General features: G+C 64.7%; 16 protein-coding genes and 2 pseudogenes. 6 read left to right on the forward strand and 12 right to left on the reverse strand.

The genetic code is table 11. From position 1 onward, the window contains the following. Positions 1-113: 113 nt before the first annotated feature. The gene (locus JJC00_RS27475) at positions 114-620 is read left to right on the forward strand and encodes a DUF417 family protein (RefSeq protein ID WP_200468977.1); all 507 of its coding nucleotides are present in this window, start codon (positions 114-116) and stop codon (positions 618-620) included. A gap of 32 nt (positions 621-652) precedes the next feature. Here the strand turns inward: JJC00_RS27475 and JJC00_RS27480 are convergent, their stop codons facing one another. The 10 genes from JJC00_RS27480 to JJC00_RS27525 form a co-directional block, all read right to left on the reverse strand. Next, positions 653-1,963 (reverse strand): chloride channel protein, encoded by a 1,311-nt coding sequence (locus JJC00_RS27480; protein ID WP_200468978.1) that lies wholly within the window; start codon positions 1,961-1,963, stop codon positions 653-655. Between the two features lie 135 nt (positions 1,964-2,098). Beyond that, positions 2,099-2,593, reverse strand: coding sequence for a septal ring lytic transglycosylase RlpA family protein (locus JJC00_RS27485; protein WP_200468979.1), 495 nt, complete (start codon positions 2,591-2,593; stop codon positions 2,099-2,101). Positions 2,594-2,955: 362 nt separating this feature from the next. Then, positions 2,956-3,528: an HdeD family acid-resistance protein gene (locus JJC00_RS27490; protein WP_200468980.1), complete on the reverse strand. Its 573-nt coding sequence runs from the start codon at positions 3,526-3,528 to the stop codon at positions 2,956-2,958. Positions 3,529-3,637: 109 nt separating this feature from the next. Continuing rightward, entirely contained in the window at positions 3,638-5,161 is a 1,524-nt protein-coding gene (locus JJC00_RS27495; protein WP_200468981.1) for an FAD-dependent oxidoreductase, read from the reverse strand. A 19-nt stretch (positions 5,162-5,180) separates the two neighbouring features. Next, positions 5,181-5,807, reverse strand: a complete 627-nt coding sequence (gene folE, locus JJC00_RS27500; RefSeq protein ID WP_200468982.1) for a GTP cyclohydrolase I FolE — start codon at positions 5,805-5,807, stop codon at positions 5,181-5,183. An 80-nt stretch (positions 5,808-5,887) separates the two neighbouring features. Next, entirely contained in the window at positions 5,888-6,802 is a 915-nt protein-coding gene (locus JJC00_RS27505; protein ID WP_200468983.1) for an alpha/beta fold hydrolase, read from the reverse strand. Positions 6,803-6,860: 58 nt separating this feature from the next. Continuing rightward, positions 6,861-7,688, reverse strand: coding sequence for a metal-dependent phosphohydrolase (locus tag JJC00_RS27510; protein WP_200468984.1), 828 nt, complete (start codon positions 7,686-7,688; stop codon positions 6,861-6,863). A gap of 348 nt (positions 7,689-8,036) precedes the next feature. Beyond that, on the reverse strand, positions 8,037-8,915 hold the full coding sequence (locus JJC00_RS27515; protein ID WP_200468985.1) for a transglutaminase family protein: 879 nt from the start codon (positions 8,913-8,915) through the stop codon (positions 8,037-8,039). Continuing rightward, a complete protein-coding gene (locus tag JJC00_RS27520; RefSeq protein WP_200468986.1) occupies positions 8,912-11,434 on the reverse strand; it encodes a circularly permuted type 2 ATP-grasp protein in 2,523 nt (840 codons plus the stop codon). Before JJC00_RS27520 ends, JJC00_RS27515 begins: the two co-directional genes overlap by 4 nt. A 27-nt stretch (positions 11,435-11,461) precedes the next feature. Then, a complete protein-coding gene (locus JJC00_RS27525) occupies positions 11,462-14,734 on the reverse strand; it encodes a DUF2126 domain-containing protein (protein WP_200468987.1) in 3,273 nt (1,090 codons plus the stop codon). A 131-nt stretch (positions 14,735-14,865) separates the two neighbouring features. Between JJC00_RS27525 and JJC00_RS27530 the strand changes: the two are divergent. From JJC00_RS27530 to JJC00_RS27550, 5 genes and pseudogenes are all read left to right on the forward strand, one after another. After that, positions 14,866-14,994: pseudogene (locus JJC00_RS27530) on the forward strand (LysR family transcriptional regulator); the annotation flags it as partial. Positions 14,995-15,226: 232 nt separating this feature from the next. Then, positions 15,227-15,739 (forward strand): SRPBCC domain-containing protein, encoded by a 513-nt coding sequence (locus tag JJC00_RS27535; RefSeq protein WP_200468988.1) that lies wholly within the window; start codon positions 15,227-15,229, stop codon positions 15,737-15,739. A gap of 42 nt (positions 15,740-15,781) precedes the next feature. Then, entirely contained in the window at positions 15,782-16,384 is a 603-nt protein-coding gene (locus JJC00_RS27540; RefSeq protein WP_200468989.1) for an NADPH-dependent F420 reductase, read from the forward strand. A 3-nt stretch (positions 16,385-16,387) separates the two neighbouring features. Continuing rightward, positions 16,388-16,891, forward strand: a complete 504-nt coding sequence (locus JJC00_RS27545; protein ID WP_200468990.1) for an SRPBCC domain-containing protein — start codon at positions 16,388-16,390, stop codon at positions 16,889-16,891. Between the two features lie 95 nt (positions 16,892-16,986). Continuing rightward, positions 16,987-17,799 (forward strand): SDR family NAD(P)-dependent oxidoreductase, encoded by an 813-nt coding sequence (locus tag JJC00_RS27550; RefSeq protein WP_200468991.1) that lies wholly within the window; start codon positions 16,987-16,989, stop codon positions 17,797-17,799. On the opposite strand, the pseudogene JJC00_RS38345 reads toward JJC00_RS27550, so the two are convergent. Together JJC00_RS38345 and JJC00_RS27555 are read right to left on the reverse strand one after the other, a co-directional pair. After that, positions 17,796-18,008: pseudogene (locus tag JJC00_RS38345) on the reverse strand (CopG family transcriptional regulator); the annotation flags it as partial. The gene JJC00_RS27550 and the pseudogene JJC00_RS38345 sit on opposite strands and share 4 nt — an antisense overlap. A gap of 36 nt (positions 18,009-18,044) precedes the next feature. Further along, positions 18,045-19,568: a UxaA family hydrolase gene (locus tag JJC00_RS27555; protein WP_200468992.1), complete on the reverse strand. Its 1,524-nt coding sequence runs from the start codon at positions 19,566-19,568 to the stop codon at positions 18,045-18,047. Positions 19,569-19,624: the final 56 nt, after the last annotated feature.

Here is a 19,624-nt window from a genome sequence, read left to right on the forward strand (position 1 = left end):
CGAGGCCCGGCCGCGCCGCACATAACCGTGAACTGAAACCGACCGAGCGCACGTAACGAGCCGAGGAGCGCCGCCGTAGAGCCAGCAACGCATCATCACAAAGGCTGGCAAAAATGAGAGAGCTGACGAGAACGACCTTCCACATTGCAGAAGATGGGGCGGGATCCTATCGACCTCTGTCCATCTTGCGCTGGGTCATGGTCGTGATCTTCGTGTCGTTCGGCATGCAGAAGTTCACGCTTCAGTCGGCGCAAGGCATCGTGCAATTCATCAGCAACAGTCCTTTTGTCTCATGGTTGTCGATCTTTGGATTTAGAGGCGAAGCCTATTTCCTCGGTGTCGCCGAATTTGTGATCGCAGGCTTGCTCGCCGCCGGCGCATTCAGCCCGATCCTGTCGGCGTTGGGTTCGTTCATGGGCGTGGTGACATTCGCCGTCACCTGGTCGTTCTTTTTCACGACCCCTGGAGTCGTGAAATGGAGCATCTCGACCGACCCGATGGCCTGGAATCTGGCGGGCGAGTTCCTGTTCAAGGACATCGTACTGTTCTGCGTCTGCCTCGTGCTGCTCCTGGCCTCGCTGCCACAAGCCGTCACGCGACTGCGTTGTGTTAAGGCTTGAGCAGGTGCAGGGAACGCTCAGGTCGAAGGCAATTACGGCGCAGGGACTTCCGTGGAGTGCGCTCGCAGAAAGCCCTTGGCGAGCGCGTGGTAAATGCCTTCAGGGCACACGAGGCGCGACGCTGCCTGGGCGATCAATGCGGAGGCCATCAACGGCACCACCATGGCGTGATTGTTGGTCATCTCGGTCACGATGACGAAAGCCGTGATCGGAGCCTGCACGACGCCGGCAAAATAGGAGACCATTCCGAGCAACATGAACGCACCGAGCGGGGCGTCCGGAAACAGATGAGCGATGTTCGTGCCGATGCCGGCGCCAACGGCGAGCGAAGGCGAGAAGATCCCGCCGGGAATGCCGCTGATCGCGGAAAGCGCGGTCGCAGCGAGCTTCAACACCCCGAAATCCCAGGGAAGCGGCATGTCGCTCTCCAGCGCCGACTTCACTTGCGCATAGCCGGTGCCATAGATCATGTCTCCAGAGGCCAGGCCGCAAAGGGCAACGCCGAGGCCGCATGCCGCGGCAAACGGCAGAGGATATCGCTTTGTCAGTGGTCCCAGCCGGCCAGGCAATCCGCGCGCGACCTCGATGAGAAGCCTGCTGAACGCGCCACCCGCCAATCCGCCGGCGATGCCGCATAACGGCACGGCGAGCCAGTCCGCGCCGTTTCGCAGCATCGTCGAGCTGCTACCGAAGTAATCGTAGTTTCCAACCAGGGCCAACGAGGTCAGGCCTGCCGCGATCACAGCGCCGATGACCAGGCTGCTCGTCCTGGTCTCATAGGCTCTGCTCATCTCCTCGATGCCGAACACGATGCCCGCGAGCGGCGTGTTGAATGCGGCTGCGACCCCGGCCGCAGCGCCGGCCAGGATCAGGCCCGGCTGGCGGCGTGGCGACATGCGGCCAAGGGCGAACATGACGGAAGCCCCGACCTGCACGGTCGGCCCCTCCCGGCCCGCCGACGCACCGCAAAGCAGCCCGAGGAGCGTCAACAACACCTTCCCGACGGCAATGCGGATCGAGACGAGCTTCTTGCGCGCTGCGTGCTCGGTGAGCTGGCGCGCGGCAATCGCTTGTGGGATGCCGCTACCTTGCGAGTTTGGAAAGAAGCGGTTCGTCAGATAGACGGACAGCGCAAACCCGAGCGGGGTCACCAGGACTGCAGCGTAGCGCGATTCCGACAGCAGGTAGGCGAACGCGACTTGCGCCCAGTCTGCTAACTTGGCCAGAGCGACGGCCGAGGCCCCGACCGCGATGCCGCCGATCAAGAAGGTTAGGCGTCTTCGCCAGCGGACTGAAACGACCCTGATGGAGCGGCGGAGGCGATGGGTAAAGATCGGAGGCATGGAGCAACTGCGTGGGCTTAGCGAATGACACTACGCGAGCGGTCTCCCTGGGACCATCACTAAAATTGCACCAGGGCCGCGCAGACCCACGGTCTTGGCGCGATGCGAACGGGATTGCGCCGCGACGTCACGCCGTCAGCCGACCGGCCCAGGCGTCCAATCGTCGCCAGACAGCGGTCTGACCGCGACGTCGGGAATGACTCCAAGCTCCATGCTCGGATCGAAATGGCGCATCGTCCGCTCATTCAGATCGATGATGCGGCCGGGCCTGAGCGGCCCCACGTCATTGATCTTGACGATGACCTTCTTGCCGACGGCCTCGACCAGCGCATATTTCGGTCTCGCCCCAAATTGGACCCCGCCAAATTTCCGACGCAAGCTCGTCTTGATGGCAGCAGTCCAGACCGAGGGATCATAACGCTCGCCGGAGGCTGTTCTCGGGCCGCCCTCCTCCTTGCCGGGCTTGAACGGATTGTACGTGGATGCTGCGCCAACGATCACATCGCCAGAGGCGGCGTCGACGACGGCGCTTGAATGAACCCCACTTGTTTCGCAACGGGCAACGGTAACGGAAACGGCAAGCGCAACCAGGGCGCCGCAAATTGCGGCGCTCGAGCGGAACACCATCATATCTCCTTTGATTTTCGATGATCCGGTTCCCGATGCCGCAAAACATGGACAAGCGAACGCGGACGCGTTGTGCCGATCTTTTGCGGATTCGTGCCACCCCTGGCGATGGAACCGTTGCGGGAACCAGGTGGTCCCGCACAGTGTTTTAGTTGCCGCCGTCTAAGACAGGGATTGCGTCAGCAAAATGACCCCTGGGGCTCGGGTCTCAATACCCCGGAGTCTTACGCGCTCAGCGGTAGAGGGCCCATTGCACAACGTCCGCAACCGAGCGCACGGCGCCGCGCGTCACGTCACGCGCAGGACCTCGCTCGCCACGACCCAGTCGTTGCCGTCGAACTGCGTGGTGTTGAACGAATTGCTGGTCAGCGGCGCCGCAGGCTGAAACCCAGGCTGATCCAGCCGGCACCGGCCATGATGAGATCGATGCCGAGGAACAGGCCGAGGATGTAGACGCTGTTGACCGGCCAGCGCGCCAGGATCAACAGGCCGAGCAGCAGCGTGATGATTGCAGACAGTGCCACCCAGACCCACGGGCTCTCGCGCTTCATGCTGAAGGCGAGAAACAGCCGCACAGCGCCGGAGGCGAGCAGCGAGGCGCCGAGGAACAAGGTCAGCAGCGCTGCTGCAAACAACGGGTTCTCGAAGGTCAGAAAGCCCGCGATGATGTAGAGCACGCCGAGCAAGGCCCAGAGCACGAACTTGCCCCAGCTCTTCATCTGGAAGGCGCCGATCACCTCGGTGAACCCCGCGACGATCATCATCGCACCGACCACGATCACGCTCGCCACCGTGGCCATCACTATGCTGCCGAGCGCGATGAAGCCAGCGACGAGATAGACGACGCCGAGAGCGACGATCCAGCCCCATTTGGCGTGCAATGCGGCAATGCCTGAGCCCAGGCCGAGATTGGGGGACGTTTCCGAAGCGCTTGTCATGACGGCTACTCCTGCATGTGAAGCCCACGAGCACATCTCAGGATAGCACACATCGTGCCGGGACGACAGCCAGCACAGCAGCCCCGGCGGCCAACAGCGTTGACGCAGATCAAGCGCGCGAGCGCTCCATGTCGAGCTCGGCTTTGAGGCTCTCGAGATCGCGATAAATTGAGGCGACCGCCAGCACACGGCCACCCTTTCGATATTTCAGCAGGCAGTCCTTATCCCTGATGCTGCCGTCGGTCGCGATGTCGTCAAAGCTCTCGGCATGGCCGACATAGTTGATCGGCACGTCGTAATGCTGGCTCCAGAAGAACGGCACGGCGTCGAAACGCTCGCGCTTGCCGAGCATGTTGCGCGCGGCGGTCTGGCCCTGCCGCTCCGCGACCACCCAATGCTCGACGCGGATGGTATGCCGCGAATGCGGATCGGGCCAGCGCGCGATATCGCCCGCCGCGAAGATGCCGGCGACGCTGGTCTCGAGATATTCGCTGACGCTGACGCCGCGATCGGCCGCAAGCCCTGCGTGCTCCGCGAGCGCAAGGCGCGGCTTGACGCCGATGCCGACCACAACCAGATCGGCCTCGATCACGCTGCCGCTCTTCAGCGTCGCGCGGGTGCCGTCGAGCTTCTCCACGGTGTCCTTGAGATGGAAATTGACGCCATTCTCTTCGTGCAGCGCGCGAACGAAGTCGCCCATGTCAGGCCCGAGCACGCGCTGCATCGGCCGCTCCTCGGGTGCGACCACATGCACCTCGAGCTTGCGCGCGCGAAGCGACGCCGCGACCTCGAGGCCGATAAAACTCGCGCCGATCACCAGCATGCGCCTGGCGCTGCCGGCGGCTTTGATGATCGCACGGCTGTCGGCGACCGAGCGCAGGGTGTGGACATGCGGCTGGTCGGCGCCGGGGATCTGGAGCTTGATGGGCTCCGCACCGGTGGCGAGCAGCAGCCGGTCGAACGGGAGCTTGTCGCCATTGCCCAGCGTGACGCTGCGCGTCTTCGGATCGATCGCGGAGACGTTGGTGTTGAGCCGGAGATCGATGCCGGCGTCGTGGTAATAGTCCTCGCCGCGCAGCGGCAGCCAGTCCTCCGGCGCATTGCCGGCGAGATAGTCCTTGGAGAGGTTGGGCCGGTCGACTGGCATTGCGCCGTCACTGCTGAGCATGGTGATGGCGCCGGCAAATCCCTCGCGGCGAAGCGTCTCGGCCGCCGCAAAGCCGGCCGCACCGCCGCCGACAATGACGAATTTTTCCGGCGTCGGCGCGCTGCGATGGGCTGTGGACGGTTTCGTTGCCTCGCGTTTGCGCTGGACGATGATGTTGTCGCGATCGCGCGTGACGTCCCACACCGCCAGCGCATTCAACGCTGGTGGTCGGGTCGCCTCGCCCGATCGCAAGGAGAAGCAGGCATGATGCCAGGGGCAGCGGATGCTGTCGCCGACCACCAGCCCTTCGGCGAGCGGGCCATGGTAGTGGCTGCAAGACGGCTCGATCGCAAAGATCTCGCTGCCAGCCTGCACCAGCAAGACGTCCTCGTCGCCGACATGACCGAGCAATTTGCCGTCCTTGAAATCAGCGAGCGCTACGCCTTTGGTCAGGTCGGGTCCGCCCGGCTTCTTGTCCTCGGTCATGGCATTGTCTCCTTGCGGATCAGTCGTCCGAATTGGCCAGCCCCAGCAATTCCTGGCGCGTCAGCGCATTGTCGCGGAACACGCCGAGCATGCGGCTGGTGACGAGATCGGTCCCCGGCTTATGCGCGCCGCGCGTGGTCATGCAGTGATGTGTCGCCTTGATGATGACGCCGACACCTTCGGGCTTGAGCACGTCGTTGATGGTGTTGGCGATCTGCGCGGTCATCTTCTCCTGGATCTGGAGACGCTTGGCATAGATGTCCACGAGCCGCGCGAGTTTTGAGATGCCGACCACGCGCCCCTGCGGGATATAGGCGACCCAGGCGCGGCCGACGATCGGCGCCATGTGGTGCTCGCAATGGCTTTCGAAGCGAACGCCGCGCAGGACGATCATCTCGTCGTAGCCTTCGATCTCCTCAAAGGTCTTTTGCAGGATTTCGCTCGGATCCTGCGCATAGCCAGAGAAATATTCCTGAAAGGCGCATGCGACGCGATCGGGCGTTTCGCGCAGACCATCGCGCGCGGGATCGTCGCCGGCCCAGCGGATCATGGTCCTGATCGCCTGCTCGACCTCTGCTTTGTCGGGCCGGTCGCTCGGCGCCTGCGCGACCGCGACGCGTTCCAGCCTGCGCGCTTGTGACGTCATCGAAAACCTCCCCTGCAACAAGCCGCAGACAGAAGCGGCCCCACAGCTTGGACGGCTGCAATCGGAAAAGGTTCCCGAGATCAGGAAAAATCGGATGCGTTGCCTTTTCGGCCCGCTTTCCGCACGTCCGCCACGGCCTGCGCCCACTCGACGGGCCGCTCCTGCGGCAGATTGTGCCCGGCGCCGGCGAACACGCGCCGCTCGAAAAAGCCCTCGAACTTGCGCGCGTGATGCGCGGTGCCGGGATCGACGCCGTCGCTGTCGCCGTCGATCGCGATCGTGGGAACGCGGACCGGCGGCTGTTGGGCAAGCTTCGCCTCGATCGCCGCATAGGCGGGATCGCCTTCGACCAGCGCATAGCGGTGGCGATAGGAGTGGATCACAACGTCGACGAAGTCAGGGTTGTTGAATGACACCGCGCTCCTCTCGAAAGTGGCGTCGTCGAAGTGCCATGTCGGCGACCACATCGACCAGAGCTGGCGGGCAAACCCGCGGCGGTTGCGCTCCAGCGCACGGCGGCCGCGCTCGTTGTGGAAGAGATATTGATACCAGAGCGCCGCTTCCTCCGGCGGCGAGGCCGGCTCCATGGAACGCGCGATATTTTGGATGTTGTAGGAATTGCCGGAGACGAGCCCGACGACGCGCTCGGGATGCAGCACCGAGACGACGCAGGCCGCGCGGCCACCCCAATCATAGCCGCCAACCACAGCACGCTCGATGCGAAGCGCATCCATGAAAGCGAGCAGATCGGCGCCGAGCGCCGCCTGCTCGCCGGAACGCAACGTCTGAGCCGACCGGAACCGCGTCAGCCCGTAGCCGCGCAGCCACGGCACCAGCACCCGCGCGCCAGCCTGCGCGATCAGCGGCGCAGCCTCGGCATAGGCGTTCACGTCATAGGGAAAGCCGTGGCCCATGATGCAAGGCCAGCCATCCGGTGCGCCATAATCGAGATAGGCGATGTCGAGGATGTCGGTCGAGACGAATTTTTGTTGCATGGCTAAGCCATTCTCTGCGAACCAACTTCATTCCGTGGCTCGCTATTGCAGCCCGCCGCTACCTCTGCGGCCCTGACAGCGAGATGTCGCGTTCGGCGCGGAAGACGTTGCTGTAGAGATTGGCGATCCACTGCCGGCCGATCTCGGTCTTGTTGAGATAGCCGATCTCGGTCTGGATGTGCGGTGCGACGCTGTTCCAATAGAATTGCGGATAGCGGTTCACGATGTCGGCGGGCGAATCGTAGCCGAGCTGGCGGTTCATGCCGACCTCCTCGAACTCATAGTAAAGCGCATTGGCCTTGCGCAAATAGTTGGGATCGCCGAGTTGCCCGATGAAGTCAGCAGCGCGCAGGATCGAGGCATCGTCGTCGTATTCATGGCCTTCCCGAGCCGGAAACCGCGTCCCCTCGATGGCGCGGGCGATGCGTTCCTGATCGAGCCCAGGAATATGTCGCAGCCGCCGCGTCACGTAGAGCTTCGAGCGATCGACGTGATACATCATCAAGCTGGCATCCGATGCCCCACGCGGCAGCGAGACCTTGGTGCCGGCCGCATCGATCACGAAGCCGTCCTCGTCATCCTCCTCGAACAGGCCGCGCACGTAGCCGATGTCATGGGCAAGACAGGCGATCAGCACATGAACGTAGTCATCCGCCTCCAGGTGGGTGTGGAGATATCGGCCACTGAGGATGGAATGGCCCGCCAACGTCACGAGCATCGTGTGCTCGACATTGTGATAGAGCGCATCGCTATTGCCAATCCATTCCATCGTGGTGCGGGTGGCGCTCTCGATGATGTTTGCTGGAGCATCGCCGTACCGACGCCGCATGAACGTGCCCAGCAGCTTCTCCAGGGATTCAGCCGCCAGTCGCGGTAACGTCATCATGGATGCAGCCCCGTCTGTCGGTGGTGTCCCACGCTAGCTCCTGACGCCTCATACTCGCCCTCGACGCAGGGTCAGCATAACCCAATCTGGGGCGACTGGCCAAATCCCGGAACGAAAATACGTAAATATGATATGCTCCCGCCGCGCAGCATCACGGTTGCGGTCACAGTCCGGTGCACCCCACGGTCGGGCCATGCGGGGCTTCGCCAGCCCAGCCAATGGCCGACCGTAAGACGTCGTTTTGTTGGAAGGAGCGCGAGCGGGCGTCCACCGCGGTGGGATCAGGGCGCGGACTGCGGCGTCAATTCCCTTGCGCGACGCGCGCGATCATCCGGCCGCAAACGACGGTCAGTCCACCAGCAGCACGTCCACGGCGACGCCGAGCTTCTGCTTCGGCGAGCCGACGATGATACCATCCACGGGCGACTCATCGGAGAAATCCCGACCGACCCCCAGGACGATGTGATCGTTGGCGACCAGCAGATCGTTGGTCGGATCGAAGTCGATCCAGCCGAGCTCCGCCCCGCACCACAGCGACACCCAGGCATGCGTCGCATCCGCGCCCTGCAAGCGCGGCTGCCCCGCGGGCGGAATGGTGCGCAGATAACCGCTGACATAGGCCGCCGGCAGGCCGAGCCCGCGCAGCCCTGCGATCATCACATGGGCAAAATCCTGGCAGACGCCGTGGCGCTTGTCGAAAACCTCGTTGAGCGGCGTCGAAATCACGGTGGCCTTGGGGTCGTAGCGAAACTCGGTGCGGATGCGATGCATGAGATCGACCGCACCGGCGAGGATGGCCGTGCCCGACGCGAAGCTCTCGGCAGCATAGGCACTGACCGGACGCAGCACTGGCACCAGCGGGCTCGCAAAGACATAACCGACCGGCGAAGACGGCCCGAGGCTCGTCGCTTCAAACGCGATGTCGCGAATGCTCTCCCAAGGCGGGCTCACGGCATCGCGCGCAGGCGGCTTGCGATCGACGGAAACGCGCGAGCGCGAGTCGATGCGCAAATTGCGATGCGCGGCCTCGATCACCACGCTCTCGGTCAGCGTGCCGAAGAAGTCGCGGCGGACGTGGCGCTCGGACGGACGTGGACGGATCTCGACCTTGTGCGAGATCAGCTCCTGACCTTTGCCGTCCTTCGGCTCGAGCCGCAGCGTGCAGCGGGCGAAGCTGACCGGGCTCTCATACTCGTAGGTGGTGACGTGCCGGATGTCGTAGATCACGCAAGCCCCGTCAGCTTTTCCGGCCGGCTCGCATTCGGGCCGTGCGGGAAATAATGCAGCCCGATCGCCTCGGCGAGGCTGAGCAGGTCCTGCTCCAGCGCGAACAGCGTCTTGACCTCGAGCTTCTCGGCTTCCGCGGTCGCCAGCATGGACTGCACCGCCACCGCAAGCCGCTGCGGCTGCTCGATCAGGCCATGCTCCTTCAGGCTCGGCAGTGCCGCGATATGCTCGTTCAAGGTCGCCACCTGGAAGGCGACCGAGCGCGGATTGTAGCTGTCGAGCACCGCGAGGTCGCGCACCGGCGCCAGGATCGGCGCCAGCAGATAGCGCGAGCGATAGGTGATCTGGGAATCCACCAGCGTCAGCAGGATGTCGAGGTCCTCGTCGCCGGCCTCGTCATAGGCGAACTGCCGGGCAAAGCGCGCGGTGTTGATGGCGCGCTCGGTGCGACGGCCGATGTCGAGGAAGCGCCAGCCGGCGGCGCGATTCATGTTTTCCTGCGCAAGACCTGCGAAGCTCGCAAGTTCCTGCAAGGTCAGCTCGGCCGCGCTCAGCACGCTGTCGTCGTCCTCGACCTCGTAAGAGAGGCGGTCGGCCATCTCGGTGATGACCTGCCAGGCGTCGGGCGACAGCCGCTCGCGCAAGGAGGTCGCCGTACGCAGCGCCGAGCGTACCAGCGACAGCGCCGAGCCGAAACGCGCCTCGCTCTGCAAGGCTTCGGCGACGATGCGCCCCGGCGCCGCGCGCGAGGTCTGCGAGATCGCGCCCCAGGTCACCAGCAGGCGCTGGATCCGTTCGGCCGATTGCAGCGAGGCCGCGGTGCCCTTGTTGGGTCCGCTCGGCGAGCCCAGCGCACGCACCAGCCGCAGCGTCGCTTCGGCACGTTCGAGATAGCGGCCGAGCCAGAACAGATTGTCGGCGGCGCGGCTTGGCAGCACGCCGGCGATGCGGCGAATGCGCACCTTGTCGGTCGCCGGCAACAGCGACGCGGTGGAGACCTTCTTCTCCGAGACCACCCAGACGTCGGCGGCACGGGCGCCGTCGCCCATCGACACCGCGCGCGCATCCGCCTGCTCGGCGATCCGGCAGAAGCCGCCGGGCATGATGGCCCAGCCGTCCGGTGTTGCGGCCGCAAACACGCGCAGCACGAAGGGACGCGGCGTGAGCTGGCCCTGCTCCCACACCGGCATGGTGGAGAGACGCACCACCTCCTGGCCGACATAATCCATGCCGCGCGCGCTGATGGCCTCGACCAGGCGCTTGTGTCCGGCGGCGTCGAGCTCGCTCGCGAGCACCGGACCGTTGCTCTCGAAGCCGGGAACGCCGCGGCCGTAAGCGCCTTCGATCGCGACCTCGTCGAGCCGCGACAGCACCTCGTCGCGCGCCGAGCGCTGCCCGCACCACCAGGTCGCGATATGCGGCATCTTCAGCTCTTCGCCGAGCAGGCGACGGCTGAGCGCCGGCAGGAAACCGAGCAGCGCCCTCGCCTCCAACACGCCGGAGCCTGGCATGTTGGCGACCACGACGCCGTCCTTGCGCAGCACGTCGATCAGGCCGGGAACGCCGAGATGCGAGGAGGCATCGAGCTCGAGCGGATCGAGCGAGTTGGAATCGACGCGGCGAAGCAACACGTCGAGCCGCTTCAACCCAGCGACGGTGCGGATGTGGATGCGATTGTCGCTGACGGCGAGATCGTCGCCCTCGACCAGCAGGAAGCCGAGATAGCGCGCCAGCGTCGCGTGCTCGAAATAGGTTTCGCTGAAGCTGCCGGGCGTGAGCACGCCGATCCGCGGCTCATCGCGATCAGCACGCGCGCGAAGCGAGTCGCGGAACGCCTCGAAGAACGGCGCGACGCGCGGCACGTTCATCGACTTGTAGAGATCGGAGAAGGCGCGCGACAGCACCAGCCGGTTCTCCAGCGCATAGCCCGCGCCCGACGGCGCCTGCGTGCGGTCGCCGAGCACCCACCAGCGGCCATCGGGCCCGCGGCCGACATCGGCGGCATAGAGCGAGAGATAGCGCCCGCCCGGGGGCGGCACGCCGCAGACGGGGCGCAGATATTCGGGGCTGCCGGCGATCACGCCCGCGGGCAGCGCGCCTTCCGCGACCAGCCGGCCCTCGCCATAAACGTCGCGCAGCACGAGCTCCAAAAGCTCGGCGCGCTGGGTGATGCCGTCGGAGAGCTGCTTCCAGTCGGCCTCATCGATCAGAAGCGGCAAATGGCTGATCGACCAGGGCCGGTCGGCGCTGTCGCCGGGGGCGCGGTAGGTGACGCCGGCCTCGCGGAGGTGACGGTCGGCCATGCCGAAGCGCCGCTCGACCTCGTCGGTCGCGAGTGCTCCGAAAGCATCGAAGAAGCGGCTCCAGACCGCGCGCGGGGCGCCGTCAGCCCCCAGGAATTCGTCGGGGATGCCGAGCAGGCGGCGATAGTCGCGGACCCATTGCGCAAGGCGGCGCTGGCCTTCGCGCTGACCTTGCGCCCTACCGGCCTTGTCCTGTTCGGCTGCGCCCTCGCCCATGCGCCTCTCCCTGCCCCACCATCATACTCATTGCAGGAGCGGTGTCCGCAAGTCGAGGGTCAGCGGAAATTCATTTGTGCGTTCCTCGGGCGGCGGCTGCATCGGGCCGGGCGTATGGCCGTGGTCCTGGAAGCGCGCCAGCCGCCGCGCCTCGGCCTCGTAGGTGTTGACCGGCTTGGTGTCGTAGCTGCGCCCGCCGGGATGGGCGACGTGATAGACGCAGCCGCCGAGCGAGCGGCCGTTCCAGGTATCGATCAGATCAAAGGTCAAGGGCGCGTGGACCGGGATGGTCGGGTGCAGGCCGGATGCCGGCTGCCAGGCCTTGAAGCGGACGCCGGCGACGGCCTCCCCGGAGCGTCCGGCCGAGGTCATCGGCAGGCGGCGGCCGTTGCAGGTGACGATGTGGCGGCCTTCGACGAAGCCCTCGGCCTTGACCTGAAGCCGCTCAACCGACGAGTCGACATAGCGCACGGTGCCGCCGGCCGAGCCTTCCTCGCCCAGCACGTGCCAGGGCTCCAGCGCCTGCCTCAGCTCCAGCGTGACGCCGCCGTGATGGACGCGGCCGAAGGCGGGGAAGCGGAATTCGAGCTGGGCCAGATACCATTCCGGCTCGAACGGATAGCCGGAGCTCTTGAGCTCGGACAGCACGTCCTGAAAATCTTCCCAGATGAAATGCGGCAGCATGAAGCGGTCATGCAGCGCGGTGCCCCAGCGCACGAACTTGCCTGCCTGCGGCTCTCGCCAGAACTTTGCGATCAGCGCGCGGATCAGGAGCTGCTGCGCCAGCGACATGCGCGGATCCGGCGGCATTTCGAGCGCGCGGAATTCGACGAGGCCGAGGCGGCCGGTGGGGCCATCCGGCGAATAGAGCTTGTCGATGCAGATCTCGGCGCGATGGGTGTTGCCGGTGATGTCGACGAGCAGATGCCGGAACAGCCGGTCCACCAGCCACAGCGGCGTCTGGTAGCCCGGCGGCGGCACGTGCGAGAGCGCGATCTCGAGCTCGTAGATGCTGTCGTGGCGCGCCTCGTCGATACGCGGCGCCTGGCTGGTCGGGCCGATGAAGAGGCCGGAGAAGAAATAGGACAGCGACGGATGCCGCTGCCAGTACAGCACCAGGCTCTTCAAAAGATCGGGCCGGCGCAGGAACGGCGAATCCTGCGGGCTCGAGCCGCCGATCACGACGTGATTGCCGCCGCCGGTGCCGGTGTGGCGGCCATCGACCAGGAAGCGGTTGGCGCCGAGGCGTATCTTGCCGGCATCCTCATAGAGCCCGGAGGTGATCTCGACCGCCTCGCGCCAATTCTTTGCCGGATGAACATTGACCTCGATGACACCAGGGTCGGGCGTCACCTTGATGACCTCGATGCGCGGATCGAACGGCGGCGCATAGCCCTCGACATGGACCTGGAGCTGCATCTCCTCGGCCGTGGCCTCCAGCGCCGCGATCATTTCGAGATAATCCTCGATGCGTTCGACCGGCGGCATGAAGGCGCAGATCACGCCGTCGCGGACTTCGATCGACAGCGCGGTGCGGACAGGAACGGACGTGTTGAGTTGCTCGGGCGCGACCCGCGGCGGTGGCGATTCCGGGCGCGCCGGGAGACTGAACACCGGCAGCTTGTCGCGCGCCTCCATCGGATCCCGCTCGATGATGTAGGGATATTGATCGGGCGCGACGTAGCCGAGCGAGTCGAGCGGCAGGCGCAGGCCGAGCGGCGAATCGCCCGGCATCAGGAACAGATGGTTGCGCCGGAGTTGCCAGCGCTCGCTGCGCCAGCGTGGCGGCGCGTTCCAACGTTGCACCGGCAGCACGAAGCCGCGTGGCGCGCGGAGGCCCTGATTGAACACCCGCGCCATCCGCGCCCGCGCCTCGGGATCGGACAATTTGGAATCGGACGGATCGACGTTGACCGGAAGCTCGGCTTCTTTCTGGAGCCAGTAGACGGTGTCCTCAAAGGCGGGGATGATGTAGCCGGGATCGAGCCCGAGCCGCGCCGCCGTGCCTTCCATGAAATCCTCGGCGTCCTCGGTCTGGGCGCGCCTGGGATTCTCGATTTTTGCAATGAGGTCCGCGTTCTTCCAGATCGGCACGCCGTCCTTGCGCCAGTAGAGCCCAAACGCCCAGCGCGGCAGGCTCTCGCCCGGATACCATTTGCCCTGGCCATAATGCAGCAGGCCTCCGGCTGCGAAGCGGTTGCGCAGGCGGCGGATCAGATCGTCGCCGAGCGCGCGCTTGGTTGGACCAACGGCTTCCGTATTCCACTCCGCCGCTTCGAGATCGTCGACCGAGACGAAGGTCGGCTCGCCGCCCATGGTGAGCCGCACGTCTTGCGCGGCGAGATCGCCGTCGACCTGCTCGCCGAGATCGTTGAGCCGCGTCCAGGATTCGTCGGAGAACGGCTTTGTGATGCGCGGCGCTTCGCGGATGCGGCGGACGCTCATGTCGAAGGCGAATTCGACTTCGGCAAAGCCGGCGCCGCCGGAGATCGGCGCCGCCGAGCGATAATGCGGTGTTGCCGCAACCGGGATGTGCCCCTCGCCCGCGAGCATGCCGGAGGTCGCATCAAAACCGATCCAGCCCGCGCCCGGCAGATAGACCTCGGCCCAGGCGTGCAGATCGGTAAAATCGTTCTCCACTTCCGGCGGCCCCTCGATCGGATCGATGTCGGGACGGATCTGGATCAGGTATCCGGAGACGAAACGGGCGGCGAGGCCGAGATGGCGGAAGATCTGGATCAGAAGCCAGGCGGAGTCGCGGCACGATCCGGCGCAGGAGGTGAGCGTCTCCTCCGGCGTCTGCACGCCCGGCTCCATGCGGATGACGTAGCTGATCCTCTGTTGCAGCTCCCTGTTCAAATCGACCAGGAAGTTGACGGTGTTCGGCGCTTCGCGCGGGACCGAGGCGAGATATTTTGCGAATGCGGGATCAGGCTTGATGGTCTCGAGATACGGCGCCAGCTCGGTCTTGAGATCCCTGGGGTATTCGAACGGAAAGCTGTCGGCATAGGGTTCGACGAAGAAGTCGAACGGGTTGACCACGGTCATCTGCGTGGTGAAGTCGACCTCGAATTTCAGCTCGGTGGTCTTCTCCGGAAAGACGTAGCGGGCGAGCCAGTTGCCCTGCGGGTCCTGCTGCCAGTTCACGAAATGGTTGGCCGGCGTGACCTTGAGCGAATAGCTCAGGATCGGCGTGCGCGTGTGCGGCGCCGGCCGCAGGCGGATCGTCTGCGGTCCCAGATCAATCGGGCGGTCGTATTTGTAGTGCGTGACGTGGTGTAATGCGACGTAGATCGACACGGGGTGCGGTGCTCCAGCAGCTTTTTTGAGCAGAACACCGCTGGTGACCTCGATCAAGCATTAACAACGGGCAGTGCGTGCCTACGGCACGGGCGAGTGGTGAGTAGCGAATGGCGAATAGCCGAAGACAGATGATGGATTGGGATGACATCCGCTATTTCCTTGCCGTCGCGCGCGAGGGGTCGGTTCGAGCGGCGGCCGAGCGGCTTGAAGTGAATCATTCCACCGTGTTGCGACGCATCGCCCAATTGGAAGAGCGTGAAGCGGTGCGCAATTGCACAACCGATGTTGAGGATTCTGGAATCCTATCCGGGTCGCTCGATCCCTAATTACTCCGCAGATGAGGCGCCAGCCCGAGGCGATACGCCATGGGCTGGAGGCGAACGAGCGGCGCGCGAGAGCGCGGTTGCCGCTCGTTCCGGGCGTCCACTCGCGGAGCTGGCACGCCGGCCGTTCAGATTACGTGGGTGAATCGAGAAGGTAAAGGTCGACATGTACGAAGCAATCAAGTGGCCGGAGGACATGACACCCAGTCGGTCTCCGATCCATTTTACGAATGAGCTGGTGGTCGCAGCCTCCGTCGAAACGATCTGGTCCCTGCTCGTGGACCCCATCGCGTGGCCCAGTTTCTATCCGGGCGTTGAGCACGTCCAACTTCTAGACGGGCACGAGTCTTTGCGGCTCGGGACACGGTTTGAGACCAATCTGGCCGGCCAAGATGTTTATGCGTCGGTTCAAGAGTTCGAGCCGATGACGCGCATCGCCTGGGGTGGTGGTCCGAAAGCGTCCCTCGAATCCAAAGCTTACCACGCCTGGATCATCACGCCGACTGCGGATGGAACGCACCTCTGGACCGAGGAAACGATGCAGGGGCCGCTTTGGATCGAACGGGCAAAGCAGGCGCCCGATGTGTTCTGGCGCACGCATCAGAAGCTTCTGGAGGATCTCGCAAAGGTCGCCACACGGCAAAACGGATCTCCGACCAGATCAGGCTCGCGCCATTGAACACCGGACAATCAGCATCAACACCCGATCGGAGAAAACGTCATGAGCTATGCAATCGTCGGATTCGGGGCGGTGGGCCAAGCCCTCGCTCGCGCCTTTGCTCGTAAGAACATCGACGTGGCGGTCGCAAGCCGCCGGTCACCCGAGGCGTTGGCGCCCCAGGCTCGGGCAATCGGGCCGACAGTTGTTGCCAAGTCGCTGCGGGATGCAATCGAGGCCGACACCGTCATCCTGGCAGTCCCGTTTTCGGAACACCGGGGGGTTGCGAAGTCCCTCGTCAGTTGGCGGGGCAAGACCGTCATCGACGCGACAAACGCATTTGCGGTTCCCGTTGAAGACCTGGGCGGCCTTCCCTCGTCTGCGGTCGTTGCCAAGGCATTCGCCGGCGTCAAGTTCGTGAAGGGCTTTAACCATCTGCCGGCCTCCGCGCTGGCTGCCGATCCAGTCGTGGAGGGCGGTCACCGGGTCATCTTTCTGTCGAGCGACGACGAAGAGGCGGTAGCTCCGGTGGCGGCCTTGGCCAGGCAACTCGGCTTCGCGCCGATCAACCTGGGAGAGCTCGCCGAAGGTGGCGCGCTGGTGCAGGCGCGCGGCCGCACCTGGACTCAGCTCATCTTCCAGGATTTGTTCAAGAAGGAGCAGTAATCGATGTACGATCGTGTGATTTGGCCAGAGAGGTTCGATCCCAAGACGTCGGCCATCTACGCCCTCAACGACATCGATGTGAAAGCACCCCCTGAAGTCGTCTGGAGGCTACTGGTCGACGCCGAGAACTGGTCGAGCTACTTCCCTGCCGAAGACCAGGTCAAGATCCTAAGCGGTGAAAGAGAGCTGGCCCGCGGGACCAGATACAGCCGGGTGACGGTTGGATTTCCGATGAGCTTGGTCGTTACCGAGTGCGAGCCCTTCCGCCGACTTGCATGGGCGACGACGGTCGATGGCGATGAGACCGGCTCGAGTGCGTACCATGGGTGGGTCATCACACCCACCCATGATGGCTGCCACGTGCTGACCGAGGAGACGCAGCAGGGCGAATGGTTTCTCGATGAACTCGGACGCAAGCATCCCGGCGCGCTCTATCGCTATCACCAGGAATGGGTCGAACGCCTCGCCCGCGCGGCCGAGGCACAGGTGGCAGCCATGGCAGGCTGACCCGCGCGTCCTGATGCCAGGGCGTCCCCGTCGCCTAGGCATCTGCACGTTGAGCTTTGTTACGGCCGCGCCGGCCAAGATTGGAGAGAAATGACATGAACATCGACCTAAAAGGTAAGAGGGCTATCGTCACGGGCTCAACGGCGGGTATCGGCCGCGCCACCGCAGAGGGCTTGGCCCGTGCCGCGGCGTCGGTCGTTATCAGCGGCCGTGGGAAATCCAGAGTCGACGAGGCAGTGCGGCAAATTCGGCAGGCCTTTCCCGGAAGCGAAGTCTCCGGGGTTGCAGCAGACTTGGCGACCGTGGACGGTGTCGAGGCCTTCATAGCGCAGGTCCCGGACGCCGATATCCTCGTTAATAACGTCGGTACGGCCCATATCCGGGACTACAATGGCATCGAAGACATCGCGAATATCCCCGATGAGGACTGGCTTGGCCTGTTCCAATTAAACGTCATGAGCGGCGTGCGCATGACGCGCCACTACCTGCCGCGCATGGTGAAGAAGAGCTGGGGCCGCGTCGTGTTCGTCAGCAGCGAGTCGGCGGTCAACATCCCCAAGGAGATGCTCGACTACGGCATGACCAAGACCGCGCAACTCGCCGTCTCGCGCGGACTTGCCGAGGCGGTCGCGGGCACGGGCGTCACCATCAACGCTGTTCTGCCGGGACCAACTCGGTCCGAGATCCTCGGTGATTTCATGGCGAAGCAGGCCAGGGCGAACGGGATCACTCAGGAGCAGGCCGAGCAAGGCTTCCTGAAGGCGATGCGTCCGACCACCCTTATTCAGCGTTTCGCAACCACCGACGAGGTGGCCAACATGATCATCTATGCCTGCTCGGAGCAGGCTTCAGCCACGACCGGCGCGGCTCTACGTGTGGATGGCGGTGTGGTCCGCTTCGTCGCCTAACTCTCACCCGCGTCTTCCGGGATTTCCTGCCTCAGCTTCGGCCCCTCGTTGAGGCGCTTCCCAAGCGCGGCGACGAAATTGTCGTACCGCGCACCGGCCAGGGCCCGTGCGGCCCTGGCAGGCGGCTCGGGCAGCGGCGGCGTCGTGTTGAGCTAGACGCGGATGAACAGCGCCAGCGTTTCGACACCGATGGCGACGTCTCGTTCTAGTCCTATTCGCTACTCCCTATTCGCCATTCGCCCCTCTCACATGGTCGCGCCCAGCACCCAGGGCGCGAACTCGGCGCCGCCGAAATCGAAGCTTTCGCTCTTGGTCGGCTGGCCGGACGCGGTCTTCAGGATGAGATCGAAGATGCGCTGGCCGCATTCCTGAACGCTCTCCTCGCCTTCGAGGATGGTGCCGCAATTGACGTCCATGTCCTCTTCCATGCGCTTGTACATCGGCGTGTTGGTGGCAAGCTTGATCGAGGGCGCGGGCTTGCAGCCGAACACGCTGCCGCGACCGGTGGTGAAGCAGACCAGGTTGGCGCCGCCGGCGACCTGGCCGGTGGCCGCGACCGGATCGTAGCCGGGCGTGTCCATGAACACGAACCCCTTCTTGGTGACGGGCTCGGCGTAGCGCAGCACCTCGACGAGGTTGGTGGTGCCGGCCTTGGCCATCGCACCGAGCGACTTTTCCAGGATGGTGGTGAGACCGCCGGCCTTGTTGCCGGGGCTCGGATTGGCGTTCATCTCGGCGCCTTCTCGCTCAGTATATTCGTCCCACCAGCGCATGAGATCGACCAGCTTCTCGCCAACCTCGCGGCTCACGGCGCGGCGCGTCAGCAGATGCTCGGCGCCGTAGGTCTCCGGCGTTTCCGACAGGATCACGGTGCCGCCGTGACGGACGATGAGATCGCTGGCAGCACCGAGCGCGGGGTTAGCTGACACGCCCGAATAACCGTCCGAGCCGCCGCATTGCAGCGCCACGGTCAATTCGCTCACCGGCACCGACTCGCGCTTCACCTTGTTGGAGTCAGCGAGCGCTTCGCGCACGAAGGCAATGCCGGCCTCCACCGTCTTGCGGGTGCCGCCGACTTCCTGAATGTCCATCGCACGCAGGCGGCCAGCGAGCTTCTGCTCGTCCATCAGGCCGCCGATCTGGTTGACCTCGCAGCCGAGGCCCAGCACGATGACGTGGGAGAAATTGACGTGCCGCGCATAACCGCCCAGCGTGCGGCGCAGCAGCGCGAGCGGCTCGTTCTGCGTCATGCCGCAGCCGGTCTTGTGGGTCAGCGCGACGACGCCGTCGACATTGGGGAATTCGGCCAGCGGATTGTCGCCGGTGAAGGGATTTTTCTTGAAGACGTCGGCGACGAGGCTCGCGACATGCGCGCTGCAATTCACCGAGGTGAGGATGCCGATATAGTTGCGCGTGGCGACGCGGCCGTCCGGGCGACGGATGCCCTCGAAGGTCGCCGGCAGGTCGAAGTTCGGCGTCGACTTGACGTCGGCGCAATAGGCATAGTCCTTGGCGAAGTCGCCCATGCCGATGTTCTGCACATGCACATGCTGGCCCGGCGCGATTGGCGCGGTCGCAAAACCGATGATCTGGCCGTAGCGGATGACAGGCTCGCCCACCGCGATCGGCTTGACCGCGACCTTGTGGCCGGAGGGAATGCGCTCGACCGTTGTCACGCCGTCAGCCACCACCGTGCCCGGCGGCAGGCTCGCGCGTGCGATCAGCACACCATCAGCGGGATGCAGGCGGATGACGGGGCTGATGGTCATGGCGAATCTCCTTCGGAGGCGAGTAGCGAATGGTGAGTGGCGAATGGAAAAAGGGG

Source organism: Bradyrhizobium diazoefficiens, assembly GCF_016616885.1.
Classification (GTDB): Bacteria; Pseudomonadota; Alphaproteobacteria; order Rhizobiales; family Xanthobacteraceae; genus Bradyrhizobium; species Bradyrhizobium diazoefficiens_F.